Annotated in this window: 16 protein-coding genes and 1 pseudogene; 10 read left to right on the forward strand and 7 right to left on the reverse strand. The window is 68.3% G+C overall.

Annotation, left to right across the window (positions count from 1 at the left end; all coding sequences use genetic code 11):
• Positions 1-3: 3 nt before the first annotated feature.
• Complete coding sequence (gene xseA / locus QA802_RS27030; protein ID WP_334527703.1) at positions 4-1,212, reverse strand: exodeoxyribonuclease VII large subunit; 1,209 nt, start codon at positions 1,210-1,212, stop codon at positions 4-6.
• Between the two features lie 101 nt (positions 1,213-1,313).
• Here xseA and QA802_RS27035 point away from each other — a divergent pair, with 101 nt between their 5' ends.
• Both QA802_RS27035 and ppgK read left to right on the forward strand, forming a co-directional pair.
• Complete coding sequence (locus QA802_RS27035) at positions 1,314-2,399, forward strand: 4-hydroxy-3-methylbut-2-enyl diphosphate reductase (RefSeq protein ID WP_334527706.1); 1,086 nt, start codon at positions 1,314-1,316, stop codon at positions 2,397-2,399.
• 29 nt (positions 2,400-2,428) lie between these two features.
• The gene (ppgK, locus tag QA802_RS27040; RefSeq protein WP_334527709.1) at positions 2,429-3,175 is read left to right on the forward strand and encodes a polyphosphate--glucose phosphotransferase; all 747 of its coding nucleotides are present in this window, start codon (positions 2,429-2,431) and stop codon (positions 3,173-3,175) included.
• Between the two features lie 50 nt (positions 3,176-3,225).
• Here ppgK and QA802_RS27045 read toward each other — a convergent pair whose 3' ends face one another.
• The gene (locus tag QA802_RS27045) at positions 3,226-3,639 is read right to left on the reverse strand and encodes a DUF6542 domain-containing protein (protein WP_334527712.1); all 414 of its coding nucleotides are present in this window, start codon (positions 3,637-3,639) and stop codon (positions 3,226-3,228) included.
• Between the two features lie 331 nt (positions 3,640-3,970).
• On the opposite strand from QA802_RS27045, the gene ychF reads away from it, so the two are divergent.
• Positions 3,971-5,059 (forward strand): redox-regulated ATPase YchF, encoded by a 1,089-nt coding sequence (ychF, locus tag QA802_RS27050; RefSeq protein WP_319164592.1) that lies wholly within the window; start codon positions 3,971-3,973, stop codon positions 5,057-5,059.
• A 43-nt stretch (positions 5,060-5,102) separates the two neighbouring features.
• Here the strand turns inward: ychF and QA802_RS27055 are convergent, their stop codons facing one another.
• The 4 genes from QA802_RS27055 to QA802_RS27070 form a co-directional block, all read right to left on the reverse strand.
• Positions 5,103-6,116: an IS630 family transposase gene (locus tag QA802_RS27055; RefSeq protein ID WP_334527717.1), complete on the reverse strand. Its 1,014-nt coding sequence runs from the start codon at positions 6,114-6,116 to the stop codon at positions 5,103-5,105.
• Between the two features lie 185 nt (positions 6,117-6,301).
• The gene (locus QA802_RS27060; protein WP_334527719.1) at positions 6,302-7,072 is read right to left on the reverse strand and encodes a MerR family transcriptional regulator; all 771 of its coding nucleotides are present in this window, start codon (positions 7,070-7,072) and stop codon (positions 6,302-6,304) included.
• Positions 7,073-7,076: 4 nt separating this feature from the next.
• Positions 7,077-7,904 carry an alpha/beta hydrolase gene (locus tag QA802_RS27065; RefSeq protein WP_334527722.1) on the reverse strand — a complete coding sequence of 276 codons (828 nt, stop codon included), beginning with the start codon at positions 7,902-7,904 and terminating at the stop codon, positions 7,077-7,079.
• 599 nt (positions 7,905-8,503) lie between these two features.
• A complete protein-coding gene (locus tag QA802_RS27070) occupies positions 8,504-8,752 on the reverse strand; it encodes a 2Fe-2S iron-sulfur cluster-binding protein (RefSeq protein WP_334527725.1) in 249 nt (82 codons plus the stop codon).
• A gap of 271 nt (positions 8,753-9,023) precedes the next feature.
• On the opposite strand from QA802_RS27070, the gene QA802_RS27075 reads away from it, so the two are divergent.
• The 6 genes and pseudogenes from QA802_RS27075 (at position 9,024) to QA802_RS27100 (ending at position 13,559) form a co-directional block, all read left to right on the forward strand.
• On the forward strand, positions 9,024-10,322 hold the full coding sequence (locus QA802_RS27075; protein ID WP_334527728.1) for an SNG1 family protein: 1,299 nt from the start codon (positions 9,024-9,026) through the stop codon (positions 10,320-10,322).
• 232 nt (positions 10,323-10,554) lie between these two features.
• A complete protein-coding gene (locus tag QA802_RS27080; protein ID WP_334527731.1) occupies positions 10,555-11,124 on the forward strand; it encodes a TetR/AcrR family transcriptional regulator in 570 nt (189 codons plus the stop codon).
• Positions 11,125-11,300: 176 nt separating this feature from the next.
• Positions 11,301-11,672: a hypothetical protein gene (locus QA802_RS27085; protein ID WP_334527735.1), complete on the forward strand. Its 372-nt coding sequence runs from the start codon at positions 11,301-11,303 to the stop codon at positions 11,670-11,672.
• A 215-nt stretch (positions 11,673-11,887) separates the two neighbouring features.
• A pseudogene (locus tag QA802_RS27090) lies at positions 11,888-12,128 on the forward strand (type II toxin-antitoxin system Phd/YefM family antitoxin).
• Positions 12,125-12,379 carry a Txe/YoeB family addiction module toxin gene (locus tag QA802_RS27095; RefSeq protein ID WP_334527738.1) on the forward strand — a complete coding sequence of 85 codons (255 nt, stop codon included), beginning with the start codon at positions 12,125-12,127 and terminating at the stop codon, positions 12,377-12,379. Before QA802_RS27090 ends, QA802_RS27095 begins: the two are co-directional and overlap by 4 nt.
• A gap of 631 nt (positions 12,380-13,010) precedes the next feature.
• A complete protein-coding gene (locus QA802_RS27100; RefSeq protein ID WP_334527740.1) occupies positions 13,011-13,559 on the forward strand; it encodes a PadR family transcriptional regulator in 549 nt (182 codons plus the stop codon).
• 204 nt (positions 13,560-13,763) lie between these two features.
• Here QA802_RS27100 and QA802_RS27105 read toward each other — a convergent pair whose 3' ends face one another.
• Entirely contained in the window at positions 13,764-13,967 is a 204-nt protein-coding gene (locus QA802_RS27105; RefSeq protein ID WP_334527743.1) for a hypothetical protein, read from the reverse strand.
• Between the two features lie 119 nt (positions 13,968-14,086).
• On the opposite strand from QA802_RS27105, the gene QA802_RS27110 reads away from it, so the two are divergent.
• Positions 14,087-16,111 carry an oxidoreductase gene (locus QA802_RS27110; protein ID WP_334534913.1) on the forward strand — a complete coding sequence of 675 codons (2,025 nt, stop codon included), beginning with the start codon at positions 14,087-14,089 and terminating at the stop codon, positions 16,109-16,111.
• The last annotated feature ends 90 nt before the right edge of the window (positions 16,112-16,201 follow it).

Genomic DNA, 16,201 nt, shown 5'->3' on the forward strand with positions numbered 1-16,201 from the left:
GGCCTACTCGTCGACTCGAACGGTGAACTCGCCCCCGGCCACCCGCGCGCGCAGCGCCTCGCCCGCCGCCGCGTCGCCCGGATCCCGCACCACGTGCCCGTCGGCCTTCTGCAGCACCGCGTACCCCCGCTTCAGCGTCGCGGCCGGCGAGAGGGCCACCACGCGCGCGTGCGTGTGACTCAACTCGGAGTCCGCGCGGTCCAGGAGGTGACCGAGCGTGCGCCGGGCACGGTCGGCGAGCGAGGCCACGTGGTCGGCCCGCTCGTCGATCATCCGGTGCGGATCCTGTATCGCGGGCCGCGCCAGCGCGTGGGCCAGCCCGCGCTCCTCCCGCTCCACAAACGCCTCGGCGCACCGCCGAGCCCGCCCGCGCAGCATCCGCACCCGCTCCAGCTCCTCGCCGACGTCCGGCACGACCTTCTTCGCGGCGTCGGTCGGCGTCGAGGCGCGCAGGTCGGCCACGTGGTCCAGCAGCGGGTTGTCCGGCTCGTGCCCGATCGCCGAGACGACGGGCGTACGGCAGGCGGCGACCGCCCGGACCAACTGCTCGTCGGAGAACGGCAGCAGGTCCTCCACGCTGCCGCCGCCCCGCGCGACGACGATCACGTCCACCGATTCCAGCGCGTCCAGCTCCTTCACGGCCTGGACGACCTGCGTCACCGCGTGCACGCCCTGGACGGCGACGTTGCGCACCTCGAAGCGGACCGCGGGCCAGCGGTGCCGGGCATTCTCCAGGACGTCGCGCTCGGCCGCGGATGCCCGACCGCACACCAGGCCGACGCGCTGCGGCAGGAACGGCAGCGGCTTCTTCCGCGCGGGCGCGAACAGCCCCTCCGCCGCCAGGGACTTCTTCAACTGCTCCAGCCGCGCCAGCAGCTCCCCGACGCCGACCGGTTTGATCTCCATGGCCCGCAGCGACAGCTGTCCGCGCGGCGCGTACCACTCCGGCTTCGCGTGGACGACGACCCGCGCGCCCTCGCCCACGACGTCCGCGACCGCGTCGAAGACCTGGCGGTAGCAGGTCACGCCCACGGAGATGTCGTGCGAGGGGTCCCGCAGCGTCAGGAAGACGACGCCGGCGCCCGGACGCCGGGACAACTGGGTGATCTGCCCCTCGACCCACACCGCGCCGAGCCGGTCGATCCAGCCGCCGATGAGCCGCGACACCTGACCGACGGGCAGCGGGGCGTCCGCGGACGTGTTCACAGCCATGACGACGAGAGTATCGGCCCCCACCGACAACGCGGGGGGCGCCGGACGCAGGCCGGACGCACGCCGGACGCACGCCGGCGGCGGCCGGGAGCGGCCTTACGATGGGACACATGACTGCTTCGCCTGGCCGCCGCCGTGTCCTGCTCGCCGCTCCCCGGGGCTACTGCGCGGGCGTCGACCGTGCCGTGATCGCCGTGGAGAAGGCCCTGGAGCAGTACGGGGCCCCGGTCTACGTCCGGCACGAGATCGTCCACAACAAGTACGTCGTGCAGACCCTGGAGAAGAAGGGCGCGATCTTCGTCGAGCGGACGGAGGAGGTGCCGCCGGGCAACATCGTGATGTTCTCGGCGCACGGCGTCGCCCCCGTCGTCCACGAGGAGGCCGCGCGCGGGCGCCTCGCCACCATCGACGCGACCTGCCCGCTGGTCACCAAGGTCCACAAGGAAGCGGTCCGCTTCGCGCAGGAGGACTACGACATCCTCCTCATCGGGCACGAGGGCCACGAGGAGGTCATCGGCACCTCCGGCGAGGCCCCGGACCACATCCAGCTGGTCGACGGCCCCGCGGACGTCGCGAAGGTCGAGGTCCGCGACCCGTCGAAGATCGTGTGGCTCTCCCAGACCACCCTCTCCGTCGACGAGACGATGGAGACGGTCGACGCGCTGAAGGAGAAGTTCCCGCAGCTCGTCTCCCCGCCCAGCGACGACATCTGCTACGCCACGCAGAACCGTCAGCTCGCGGTGAAGCAGATGGGCGCGGAGGCGGAGCTGGTCATCGTGGTCGGGTCCCGCAACTCCTCCAACTCCAAGCGGCTGGTCGAGGTCGCCAAGCTCGCCGGCTCCCGCGAGGCCTACCTGGTGGACTTCGCGAGTGAGATCGACGAGGCCTGGCTGGAGGGCGTGACGACGGTGGGCGTCACCTCCGGAGCCTCCGTCCCGGAGGTCCTCGTCGAGGAGGTGCTGGCCTGGCTCACCGAGCGCGGCTACGGGGACGTCGAGCTCGTCAAGGCGGCCGAGGAGCACATCACCTTCTCGCTGCCCAAGGAGCTCCGCCGCGACCTGCGCGAGGAGGCGGCGGCCCTGGCGGCCGGGCGCGGCGGCAGCGGTACGGCGTCCTCGGCGTCCCGTACTGCAGCCGGTACCGCACCCGGTACGGGCTCCGGTACGGCGGGTGCCTCGACCGAGTGACGGTCCGTCGGCCGTCGTAACGTAGGGCCATGCAGATCTTCGGCGTGGACATCGGCGGATCCGGGATCAAGGGCGCCCCGGTGGACCTGGACAAGGGCGACCTGGCTCAGGAACGGCTCAAAGTGCTCACCCCGCAACCGGCGACGCCCGACAGCGTCGCCGACGGCGTGCAGCAGGTCGTGGAGCACTTCGGGTGGACGGGGCCCGTGGGACTGACCTTCCCGGGCGTGGTCACCGGCGGCTCCACGATCCGCACCGCGGCCAACGTCGACAAGGGCTGGATCGACACCGACGCGCGCGCCCTGTTCAGCGAGCGGCTGGGCGGCCTGCCGGTAACCGTCGTCAACGACGCGGACGCGGCGGGCGTCGCGGAGATGTCCTTCGGCGCAGGGCGGGGCCGCGGCGGCACGGTGATCCTGCTGACGTTCGGCACGGGCATCGGCAGCGCCCTGTTCGTGGACGGCGCGCTGGTCCCCAACACCGAGCTCGGCCATCTGGAGCTGCACGGCCACGACGCCGAGAAGCGCGCCAGCAGCAAGGCCAGGGAGGACCACGAGCTGACGTGGGAGCACTGGGCGCAGCGCGTCCAGAAGTACCTCGCCCACGTCGAGATGCTCTTCTCGCCGGAGCTGTTCATCATCGGCGGCGGCGTCAGCCGCAAGTCCGAGAAGTTCCTGCACTTCATCGAGGGCGTCAAGGCGGAGATCGTCCCGGCCCAGCTGCAGAACAACGCGGGGATCGTGGGCGCGGCGATGCACGCGACGAAGGGCGACTGAGGGGCGGCGCCCGCGACCGCTACCGCGACTACGACACGACCACGACGCGACTACGACGGGTCCCGGCGGGGAGTCGGCTGGCGGCGGGCCGGGTTCCTGCGGCGGGCCGCCACCCGGCGCAGGCCGCGCGCCAGGACGGTCAGCGCCGCCAGCAACGTCCCGCCGTACAGCCAGCCCACCTGGGTGGCGAGGGCTGTGACCAGCCCCATCAGGCGCGCCCCGATCCCGTCGCCGCCGGCCAGGGGCAGCAGCCCGACGGAGAAGGCGATCGGCGCGACCACCGGTACGGACAGCAGATCGGCGTCGCGCACCCAGAGGGCGGTCAGCAGGCACGCCGGCAGGAACAGCACGCCGTACACCGTGAGCGAGGCGCCGAAGAGCAGGAGGTCCAGGCAGCCGAGCGCACACATCAGCGCCGAACCGAACAGCCCCGCGCCGAGCCCGGTCAGCCGTGGGTTCGGCAACCTCCGCAGCGGCACCGGCAGCGGAGGCGGCAGAGGCAGCGGAGGCGTGTCCCGTCGGGCATCCCGTAGGGCATCCTGTCCGGCGGCGTCCCGGGAGCTGTCCCGGTTCGGGGCCCGTGTCCTGTGTTGCTCCACCGGACCAACTTAGGTCGGTTTATGTGCCGAACACGGTGTCGGACACGCCGGGCGGCGCGGCTTGGCCAGGCGTTCGACGGACCGGCGGGGCCGCGCCGGGCACGCCGTAAACTGGTGGACCGGTCAGCTCTCTGGCCCCTGGCCCTCTCACTCCGGGAACTGGCCCCTTGGCCCTCTCACCACGGGAAGTCGCAACGTGTCGCTCACGATCGGAATCGTCGGTCTGCCGAATGTCGGCAAGTCGACCCTGTTCAACGCCCTGACCAAGAACGACGTGCTGGCGGCCAACTACCCGTTCGCCACGATCGAGCCCAACGTCGGCGTGGTCGGCGTCCCCGACGCCCGCCTGACGAAGCTCGCGGAGATCTTCGGCTCGCAGCGCATCCTCCCGGCGACGGTCGACTTCGTCGACATCGCGGGCATCGTGCGCGGCGCGAGCGAGGGCGAGGGCCTGGGCAACAAGTTCCTCGCCAACATCCGCGAGTCCGACGCGATCTGCCAGGTCATCCGTGCCTTCAAGGACGAGAACGTGGTCCACGTCGACGGCAAGGTCTCGCCCAAGGACGACATCGAGACGATCAACACCGAGCTGATCCTCGCCGACCTGCAGACCATCGAGAAGGTCCTGCCGCGACTGCAGAAGGAGTCGCGGATCAAGAAGGACGTCGCCCCGAAGGTGAAGGCCGTCGAGGAGGCGAAGGAGATCCTGGAGAAGGGCGACACCCTCTTCTCCCAGGGCGTCCTCCAGGGCAGCGAGCGGGCCGAGCTCCTGCACGACCTGCACCTGCTCACCACCAAGCCCTTCCTCTACGTCTTCAACGTCGACGAGGACGAGCTGACCGACGACGCCTTCAAGGACGAGCAGCGCGCCCTCGTCGCCCCCGCCGAGGCGATCTTCCTCAACGCCAAGCTGGAGCAGGACCTCGCCGAGCTGGACGAGGCCGACGCGATGGAGCTCCTGGAGTCCGTCGGCGCCGAGGAGCCCGGCCTCGCCACCCTGGCCCGCGTCGGCTTCGACACCCTCGGCCTGCAGACGTACCTCACGGCCGGCCCCAAGGAATCCCGCGCCTGGACCATCAAGAAGGGCGCCACCGCCCCCGAGGCGGCCGGTGTCATCCACACCGACTTCCAGAAGGGCTTCATCAAGGCGGAGGTCATCTCCTTCGCCGACCTGGTGGAGACCGGCTCGGTCGCCGAGGCCCGCGCGAAGGGCAAGGCCCGCATGGAAGGCAAGGAATACGTGATGCAGGACGGCGACGTGGTGGAATTCCGCTTCAATGTCTAGCGGGTGACTTAGTGGTCCGGTTCGGAAATCCTTCGGGGGTTGATCACGTGGTGAGAGGGGCGGAGGAGTCTTCCTGTCGGTCGAGTCTGGCCAGCAGATCGTCCAGGTCGGAGGTGGTGAACTTCCACTGGAACGGCTGTGCCGTGGCGTTGTAGCGGTCTTCGAAGGCTCGGAGCCGGTCCCGGACCTCGTTGAGGTCCGTGAAGTCGTTGGGCGAGACGACCTTGCGCTGGACGATCGAGAAGAAGATCTCGATCTGGTTGCTCCATGAGGCGTGAATGGGGGTGTGGACCATGACTGCGTTGGGGAATCTGCTGGTCAGCCGGTCGGTGGCCCTCTTCCCTCGGTGGGAGGAGCCGTTGTCGACGATCCAGAAGACGCGTTTGGCGTCGGCGTAGGGCTCTTGCCTCATGACCTGCTCCACCAGGTTCATGAACGGGACGATTCCGGAGGTGGCCTCGCAGCGGCCGAAGACGCGAGCTCGGTGGACGTCGTAGGCCGCCAGGTAGGCCAGGGCGCCGCCGCGGTCGTACTCGTGGTTGACGCGCATCGCGCGGGCCTGCCCGGGTGCCAAGGTCGGGTGGCAGCGGCAGCGGGCCTGGATGGAGGTTTTCTCGTCTGCGGAGATCACGTACTCGTCCTCGCCAAGCGGTTCGCCCTGCCAGGTACGGGCGTACAGGTCCATCACGCGTGCGGCCTTGGCACGGAAATCCGGATCGCGGACGAAGATCCAGGACCGGTACTGCCAGGGCTTGAGCGCGTCGTCTTTGAGCCAGCGCCGCACGGTGGAGGCGGAAATGGACCCGGCGATGGCCCGAGCGACCACCTCGCGGGCCAGGCCGTGACCGGCGAACCGCCCCCGCCAGGTACGGACCGTGTCCAGGTGCAGGCCCGTCTCACGGGCGATGCGCGCGTTGGAGCGTCCGCGTGCCGCGTGCAGCACGATCTGCGCGCGGACTCGCAGCCGGTGCTCGGTCTTGTGCCCGTAGGCCATCTTCTTCAGCCGCTCTCGCGCGCTGGCGCACAAGGCTATCGGGCGGGCGGCGACAACGGGCAAGGCAGGCAGGCCAATCGGGAGAATTGGATCACGAAAGGCCGTGTTGCCGCTGTAGTTGGCGTCGTGGCCGGGCGTTTGGAGCCATGGTGCCGCCGGTCAGGCGTCGAACGGGTTCTATTGCGCGAGCTGGTGCTCATCCAAGGCAGCGCAAGGTCAGGCCGGGAAGCCGGGGTGCCTGGAGTCTGTTACGGGCCGTCGATGCCGGCCGAGCGCATCTTCTCCTCGACCAGCGCGGTCAGTCGGGTCCAGCCAGGCCGTTCGTCTTCTCCGTGGTGGGCGAGCAGTTCGTAGCGGGTCTTGCCGTCGTCGCGGTTCTGCAGACCGGTCAGCGTGGGGAGCAGCGAGGGGTCGGCGAGGAAATGGGAGGCCACTTCCTCGGCGAGTTTTTCGATCCGGGGGTCGTCGGGGTCCCAGTTGCCGGCACTCCAGGTGAGCTTGATCATGGCGACGTGCCGGGGATCGTCGAGGCCGTGCTCGATCTGGGAAAGGTAGTCGTCGAAGCCCTCCGGCATCAGGGCCCTGACCAGGATCAGGCCCTCTCGTGCCGTCGTCACGTCGTCCGCGGTGAATCCGAGCCTGGGCATCCGGTCCAGCAGCGTGAGAGCACGGTCGGGCAGCAGGACCCGATCGCCGTGGACGAGTTGCCGCAGCGTCTCCCGCCGCGCGATCAGCTCGTCGATCCGGCTGGTGAGGCTCTCTTCGACATCGACGAGTGCGGCGGCGAACCGGTCGGGATCGGCATCGAGTATGGTCCCGATCTCGGCCAGCGGTACGCCTGCGCCGGCCAGGGTCCGGACTTGAACCAGCCGCAGCAGTTCGGCGGTTCCGTAGCGACGGTAGCCGGAGCTGTCGCGGCGGGGTTCGTCGATCAGGCCGTTCTGGTGGTAGTGCCGGATGGTCTTCACCGTGACGCCGGCGAAGACCGCGGCTTGACTGATGGTGATTCCGTCTGTCATAGCGTCAGCTGACCCCACCGTGCACCACGTCGGCAACTTCTCGAACGGCCGCGGCTATGGCACGGAAGTCCTTGCGCACGATAGTCGTGTGCTTGCTTCCGACCGTCGCGCTCACCTTCACGTTGGGATTCCGGGCGAGCACCGGGTCCAGCGTGGCCCGCATCGTCGCCAGCCCTTCCGCGGTCCCGCCGAGGCTGGCACCCGAGGCCACGAGGAACCGCATCGGGAAGGTCACGAGGTCGAAGACCGGATCGCTGGCAGCGACGATCTCGTTCAGCTCGATGTTGACCTCAGCGTGCTGATCGGCGCTCATCCGAGCGGCCATACCCAGCGGCCGGATGAGAGGCATCATCCAGCCGAAGCGCCGGAACATCTTCCGGATCTCCTCCCGGCCGACCTCTCGGCCGCCCTCGACGGTGGCGAGGTAGTCCCACGGGTAGCCGCCGTCAACCATCACCACACCAGCGACGCGGTCCCGGTTCCGGGTGGCCCAGTGCAACGCCAGCGCCGCCCCGTAGGACCAGCCCACCAGCAGTGGCCGCTCCGCACCGGTCGCCTCCACGACAGCGTCGATGTCCCGGATGCAGGCCTCGAATGAGTAGTCCGCCGACTGCTTTGACCGGCCGCGGGCACGCTCGTCGTAGGTGATGTGCCGGTACTCGTTTCCGAGTTCTGCGGTGACGCGCCGCCAGTTCTTCTGGGTCGCGTAGGAGCCGTTGAGGTAGACCACGGGCTGACCGGGCCCACGGGTGTCGGTGACGGCCAGCGCCGTGTCCTCCACCGGCACCGTGCCGGTCCAGGTCGAGTTCGGGTTCGCGTTCGAGTTCGTCATGCGTTCAGCGTGAGGCCTGACCTTAGGTCAAGGTCAACCCTGAAAATCCCGCGGTTCGCCATCCGAGCCGGTGCGTGTGCCAAGCCGACCGGTCGCTTGCTGTTCGCAACTACCTCTTGCCGTGCCACATGCCGCGCCGAAGATCGATAGGCGCGGTGCCGACCATCTTGCCCAGTGCCAACCAACATGGCCCGGCACAGACGTCAACCCCCGAAGGACTTCCGAACTGGACCACTTAGCACCACTTCGCTGATCTGGCAGACATGCAGGTCAAAAGGAGTCTGACTCTTCAGGGTTAGACCCCTTGATTTTTACCGTGCTGGATAGGTGCTGGATTTTCTGACCCCTCGTCACCTGTCATCACCCCTGCTCATCGCTACCGTGCTGGGTTCGTGCTGGGAGGAACGAGAGCGCCCGTGCTGGAGCGCGCGCTGTCCAGAACGTGGCGGTGGGAAGTGCACGGGCGAACGACCTCCCCACGCCGTCTGACGGCGTTGGTAAGGGGGACGGGCGCGGGCTCGGTTCTTTGTCGGAACAACCCTCGGTTACGCATGCGAGGGCGTCACGCAGGACTTCCTCGACGGGCGCTCGGCCATCGCTCACACCTCCAGCACCAACCGCTCTCCTTCCGGTGCACGCGAGACGCAGGGCAGCATGGCGCCGGCCGCACGTTCGGTGGCCGTGAGTCGGCGGTCACGATGATCGACATGGCCATGGGCCACCCGTACCCGGCAGGTGCCGCAAAACCCCTGGCGGCAGGAGAATGGCAGGTCCGGCAGGGCCTCGTGGAGAACATCCAGGGCGGTGCGGTCGTACGGCACTGGCAGAACCCGTCCGGTGTCGCCCAACTGGACTTCGAAGGGACGGCCGTCCGTGATCGGGGTGCGGACACGGGCAGGCTCCTCGGCTTGAAACGTGGAAACCGATCGGTTTACGATGGTTGTGAACCGACCGGTTTCATCGGTGCGGTGTCCGGGCGGGGCACTGCATCCCTACCTCCGGTTCCCCGTTGCGGCGGTGTGTGCAGAGATCGAACGTTCCGAGGGTCGCCGCTCCGCAGCGAAGCTGTCCGGCCGTCTCCGGATGTGAGTGTGTTGACCGAGACCGGAGTAATGAGCCATGAGTGGGATTCCCCCCTTTCGCGTACTGTGCGCCAAACCCCTGTGGATCGTCAACGGCGCCATCACGGGCGTCCTCGCGCTGCTGTTCACCGTGTTCTATGTCGGGGCCAACATCGATCCCGTCGATCACATGAAGAATCTGCCCGTCGGCCTGGTCAACGCCGACAAGGGGGCCGCTGTCGGTGGCAAGCAGGTCAACCTGGGGGCTGGGATCACCGAGTCGATCAAGAAGTCCACCGCGAGCGGGGACAAGATCGACTGGAAGGTGATGGATGAGAAGGAGATGAAGGAGGAACTCGGCAAGGGCAAGCTGTACGGCGCGCTCGTCGTTCCCGCCGACTTCACCTCCGCCGCCACCGCACTCACCGGCACCGCGACCGCCGGGGCCCCGACCCGCCCGACGCTGACGGTGCTGACCAACCAGTCCGCCGGCAGCGTGGGCTCCAGCCTGGCCCGGACGGCGACGACGCAGGCGGCCGAAAGTGCCTCGCTCCAGGTCGGCAAGGAGCTCACGTCCCAGGACGGGACCAGGCAGGCGAATCTGCCCGCCGCGGCACGCGTCCTCCTGGCCGACCCCGCCGCCGTCACGGTGAAGGACGGCCATCCGCTCGACTCACACAGCGGCCTGGGCCTGACCGCGTTCTACTACGCGCTCGTCCTGGTGGTCTGCGGGATGCTCTCCGCCAACGTCATCAGCGGCCAGGTGGACCACGCCCTCGGCTACACCCACAACGACATGGGCCCGCTCCGCATGCACCGCCCGCTGATCCGGGCGACCCGGGTGCAGACCCTCGCCATCAGCAGCACCCTCATGGCCGGGCTGTCCCTGTTGATGGGGAGCCTGGTCATGGTGGGCGCGGTCGGCCTCATGGGGATGCACGCCGCCCATCTACCCCTGCTGTGGCTGTACTCGGTGTGCGCCATCGCCATCTCCGGGATCGGTGCGCTCACCCTGCTCGCCGTGTTCGGCACGCCCGGCATGCTGGTGGTCACGCTGGTCTTCATCGGGATGGCGGTGCCGACGGCCAACGCCACCACGCCGCTTCAGGCGCTGCCCGGCTTCTACCGCTTCCTGGCGGAGTTCGAGCCGCTGAGGCAGATCACCGGCGGCATCCGCTCGATCCTGTACTACGACGCCCAGGCCGACGCCGGCCTGACCCGGGGCTGGGCCATGATGGCCGTCGGTCTCGTGGCAGCCGCCCTTTTCGGCTTCGGCGTGACGGGCTGGTACGACCGCAAGGGGCTGCACCGCATCCCTGCCGAGACGGAGCCCGAGACGGCCGCTGCCCCGGCGTAGCGGAAGGCGGATCACCCTAGGTGGGGCCATGACTTGGAGTGGCCCCGGTGTGCGTCGCCCCCGTGGGGACGAAAGGTGCGCGCACCATCAGGGCTGGGCGGCGGCCTCTCCCTCAAGGCTGTCGTCGAGCCTCTGAGGGGCCTTCAGGCGTCCGCCTGGCGGCGGCGTCTCCCCGGCACCGCATGGAAACCGATCGGTTTCTTACTTGTCCGATTCGAGTTAACCTCGCGGTATGACTACCGAAGTGAAGCAAAGCCCCCGGGAGCGGCTGCTGGAGGCGGCGGCCACGCTCACCTACCGCGACGGCGTCGGTATCGGCGTCGAGGCCCTGTGCAAGGCGGCGGGGGTGTCGAAGCGCTCCATGTACCAGCTGTTCGAGAGCAAGGATGAACTGCTGGCGGCGAGCCTGAAGGAGCGTGCCGCTGCCTTCGTGGCGAGGGCCCTGCCTCCGGCGGACGATGGCCGTTCCCCCCGTGAGCGGATCCTGTACGTCTTCGAGCGGGTGGAGTCGCAGGCGGGTGCGCCCGACTTCCAGGGCTGCCGGTACCTGGCTGTGCAGATCGAGCTCAAGGATCAGGCCCACCCCGCGAGCCGGGTGGCCCACCAGATCAAAGCGAACCTGACGGCCTTTTTCCGGTCCGAGGCCGAACGGGGTGGGGCGAGTGACCCCGACCTGCTGGCCCGGCAGCTCATCCTGGTCTTCGACGGCGCCAGCGCCCGCGCGGGGATCGGCGCCGACAATCTGACCGGGCTCGTCGCGCCCACTGTGACCACCCTGCTCGATGCGGCAGACATGCACTGATCCACCCCGTCGTCGAGCAGGATCGGCGACCGAAGCGCTCTTTCGGGTTGATGCCCGTCTCCGGCAGCCGGAGCAGCGCCTATGGCCTCACGCCCCTGTCTGCCGGCAATCGGAGGGGAGCCCGATGGCTGTAAGAGTGTTGCCGAGCATGCCGCAAGCAAAGAACGTGCGCTTTCGTGGACATCGGCACCCAGCGACAGGTGCACGGTTTCCCACAGTCTCATCCAGCCGGCCCGGACGAGCTCGCCTGTCTGGTCATCGTCCTTTGCCTCAGCGGCCGCGACGACGGCGTATCCCTGCATCTGCGTCAGGAGCGTTTCGGGGAGCGCCGAGATCGGCTGCGCGTGCGCGTCCTCCATGGCGCCCAGGGCCTGCTCGCTGCCGGTCACCTCCCACAACTCCGGAGTGCTGAGAATGGTGTTCAACTGCTCGACGAGCAACGTGGCTTCCGTCTCGTCAGTGGTGCCAAGTCCTCGGCGCACGCGGCGGCCGGTCTTGCCGGTCGCGAAGTCAAGGCGAGCAGGGTGCCGGAAGATGACGGACCATGACTCCCGCCCCTGATTGCGGCTCTTGCTGGCGGTGTAGTACCTCAAACCCTCTTCCGTTTTTTGTGCTCGGCGCGAGGCGCCCGCTCGGAACGACGACTCGTCCGCGGCTCGCGCCTGTGGACTGCTGAGAGTGGTACGTCATTCGGTACTACTTGAAAGAGGGAGTCGGCTCATGTCCATAAACCGCGAGCGAAGCCCGCAAGGCTCTCTTCCCGCTGATCAAGAAGGTCAACGACGATCACGAGGCCATCGAGATCGTCTCCAAGCATGGCAAAAGCCGTGCTCGTCTCAGCCGAGGATTATGCGGCGCTGCGCGAGGGCTCGTACCTGCTCCGCTCCCCGGCGAACGCGCGACGACTGCTCAAGGCGTATGAGAACGCTCTGAGCAACATCAATGTGTCGGAGCGCGAGCTGATCGATCCGGATGCGGCGGATCCTGCTGCGGGTGCTGCGTGAGGCTTGTCTTTGAGGATCAGGGCTGGGAGGACTACACGTCCTGGCTCAAGAGCGACCGCAAGATGCTGGCCCGGATCAACAAGCTCATCGAGGACGTCAAGCGTGACCCCTTCACAGGGATCGGCAAGCCCGAGCCGCTGAAGTACCACTTGCCGGGGGCGTGGTCGCGGCGGACCGACGACGAGCACCGGCTCGTCTACCTGGTTAGGGACAAGGAGATCGTCATCCTCGCCGCCCGCTACCACTACTGATCATCGTGCAGGTCGGAAGGGGGAGGCCTGTGACGAGTCCGGTCCCTTCTGCGTTCTCAAGCTGACATGGTGCTGACTTTTCAGGGTTGATCTCGTGCTTCGACCGGCCGGTGAGGCCTTTTTCGCGGCTCCGAGGTCGAAGTGGATCTGCAGCCGCCCAAATGAACTCCCCCAGGATGGCCGCCGAGGTGATTGCGCAGAGGTCGTCGGCGCGGGCCAGGGGTAAGCCAGCCGCTGAGCGTGCGGTCACGCAGCACAGCCTTGGCTGGGCCGGGCCGTGCAGCGCCCGCCGCTGGCCGACGTGCCCACAGCTCCGACGCTTCACGTACGACGCGCTCCGCGGCCGAACGGCGGTCACCGGCTTCGGGCCCGGTCTGCTGTGCCCGTTCTCTGGTGGCAGGACGGGGCCGGCGGGGGCTCGCAGCGAGCAGCACGCTCTGACTCGGGCGACGGAACCGGGCGCCCGCCCGACAACGACAGTCGGCCCGTTGGTCAGCCCGCATCAGGCACATGGAACACGAAAACGTTCCGCGGACTCCGTCAGCGGATCGTCACGAAAGATCAAGGCCGACAAGCCAACAACCATATGCATCTAGTTGCACAGCATCGACTTGCATATTATGGTGCGCTCATGGCTTTGGAGCACGCGATTCTTGTGTCCTTGGCGGAGAAGTCCGCCACGGGATACGACCTGGCGCGTCGGTTCGACGCATCGATCGGTTACTTCTGGAAGGCCAGCCACCAGCAGATCTACAAGGTGCTGGGCCGGATGGAGCGCGTGGGCTGGGTCGAGTTCGAGACCGTGGCCCAGGACGGGCGACCCGACAAGAAGGTCTACGTTCTGACATCGGCTGGTCGCGATGAGCTGGGTGTGTGGACATCCAAGGCAACGCCGGTCGAGTACCTGCGCAGCGAGTTCGCGGTCAAGCTTCGGGCCCTGCCATTCGGAAACTCGACCGCGATCGTCGAAGAGGTCCGCACCCGCCGCCGGGTGCACGAAGAACGCCTCGCCTACTACGCCGAGAGCGCCGCGCGCTTCTATCCCGACCCGGACGCCCTGCGCCCGGACCAGATGGGCGCCTGGCTCGTCCTGCGAGGGGGAATGCTGGCCGAGGAGACCGGCCTGGCCTGGTGCGAGGAGATTCTGCAGCGGCTGGCGCCCGAGGAGACGGACCGATGAGCCCCGACGCCCCGGACCGGGGCGCTCGGGCAGGTCAGGACCGTCAGCGCGATCAGCACGACACGGACCGGCAAGCCCGAGGCCGTTCCACCACCGGTTGTCCGATGCGCGCATTTCGTACCGCCGTCGAGGCCGGCGACTTCGGCGCGCTGGGCGAGCTGCCAGCCGAGGACGTCGTCTTACGCAGCCCCGTTGCTTCAAGCCCTACGAGGGCAGGCTGATCGTCGCGGCGATGCTGCGTGGGGTCGGCAGGGTCTTCACCGTCTTCCGCTGTGTCCGCGCGCTCGAGGACTCCGACGGCCACGGCGGGGCGCTGCTCTTCGAGACGTCTGTGGACGGGACGAGCTTGAACGGCATCGACCTGATCCGCACGAACGACGCCGGACTGATCAGCGAGTTCACCGTCATGGTGCGGCCTCGCCGGCGGCGACCGTCCTCGCTGCTGCCAGGGGCGCCCCGTTTTCTCAGATCCAGGCCGAAGCGATCGCCGGCCTCCACAGCACGACACCCGCCCGGGAGTGAGCACCGTGAACCCCTACCCGCACTTGCTGGAACCCCTCGACCTGGGCCACACGATGCTGCGCAACCGCGTCGTCATGGGGTCGATGCACACCGGCATGGAGGACCGCGCCAGGCATCTGCCCGAACTCGCGGCCTACTTCGCCGAGCGCGCGAAGGGTGGCGTCGCCCTGGCGGTGACCGGTGGCTATGCACCGAACTGGCACGGCTGGCTGCTCCCGTTCGGAGCGCAGATGACGTCGAGGCGCTCTGCCGACAAGCATCGAATCGTGACCGACGCGGTGCACGAGCACGACGGCAAGATCGTGATGCAGATCCTCCACGCCGGGCGTTACGCCTACCATCCGTTCAAGCGGGCGGCGTCGGACATCAAATCGCCCATCACTCCGTTCCGAGCCCCCAAGGCGATGTCGACCAGGGAAGTCGACCGGACCATCGACGACTTCGCCGCCTCGGCGGTCCTCGCCCGCCGCGCGGGCTACGACGGCGTCGAGATCATGGGGTCCGAGGGCTACCTGATCAATCAGATGCTGACCGCGCGCACCAACAACCGCACGGACCGCTGGGGCGGCGGCGCCGCCAACCGGATGCGCTTTCCGGTCGAGATCGTCGAGCGAGTCCGCGAGGCTGTCGGCGACGACTTCATCGTGATGTACCGGATGAGCCTGCTCGACCTGGTCGACGACGCGCAGAACTGGGAGGAGACCGTCGAGCTGGCCCACAGGATCGAGGCCGCCGGCGTCTCGCTCATCAACACCGGCATCGGCTGGCACGAGGCCCGGATACCCACGATCGTGATGTCCGTGCCCCGCGCGGCGTTCGCGTGGGTCACGGCCAAACTCAAGGCCGAGGTCACGGTTCCTGTCGTCGCATCCAACCGGATCAACACGCCCGAGGTCGCCGAGAAGATCATCGCCTTGGGCCAGGCCGACATGGTCTCGATGGCCCGGCCGTTGCTGGCCGACCCGTTCTTCGTCCAGAAGGCAGGCGATGGGCGTGCCGACCAGATCAACACCTGCATTGCCTGCAATCAAGCGTGTCTCGACCACGGTTTCGTCAACAAGCGCGTGAGCTGTCTGGTCAACCCCCGCGCGGGTCACGAGACCACGCTGGTCCTGTCGCCGACTCGGGCCGTCAAGCGGGTCGCGGTCGTCGGCGCAGGTCCAGCCGGTCTCGCGGCCGCGGCCGAGTTGTCCGGGCGCGGCCACACCGTCGAGCTCTTCGAAGCGCGCGATGAAATCGGCGGACAGTTCCGACTCGCCATGGAAATACCCGGCAAGGAGGAGTTCCGCGAGACGATTCGCTACTTCTCGCGCCGGATGAAGATCAACGGGGTGAAAGTCCACCTCGGCGTCCGCGCGAGCGTCGACGACCTGACGGACTTCGACGAGATTGTCGTCGCGACGGGCGTCGAGCCGCGCGTGCCGACGATCCCAGGCGTCGACCACCCATCGGTCGTCGGCTACCAGGACGTTCTTCGTGGCATCGCCACCGTCGGGGAACGGGTCGCGGTGCTGGGTGCAGGCGGCATCGGCTTCGACGTGTCGGAGTTCCTGCTGCACGACGTCGGCGAGTCGGTGCAGCACTGGAACCAGCGCTGGGGAGTGACAGACCCGTCCCTGGAGCGCGGTGGCCTGACAACGAAGGTCAAGGCGCCGCCCCGCCGACAGGTCACCCTGCTCCAACGCAAGACAACCGAGCTCGGCAAGACCTTGGGCAAGACGACCGGCTGGGTCCACCGCCAGACACTCAAGGACTCCGGCGTCGAGATGGTCAAGGGTGTGACCTACGACCGGATCGACGACGACGGCCTGCACATCACGGTCGCCGTCGGCGACGACACCACCGAGTCACGGGTACTCGACGTCGACACGATCATCCTGTGCACGGGCCAGGAGTCGGTCCGCGATCTGATCGAACCGCTCGAAGCGCTGGGCCGCCCGGTCCACGTCATCGGCGGCGCCGACGTCGCCGCCGAGCTCGACGCCAAGCGAGCCATCCGGCAGGCCACCGAGCTCGCCGCCCGGCTCTGACCCCGGCCCGCGGTTCACCACGGTCCCTGAAAAACCTCCCCAACGGGTCGGCCCTGTGCCGAACCGCCCCTGTCCACGCGTCGAGAACGG

Source organism: Streptomyces sp. B21-105 (genome assembly GCF_036898465.1).
Classification (GTDB): Bacteria; Actinomycetota; Actinomycetes; order Streptomycetales; family Streptomycetaceae; genus Streptomyces.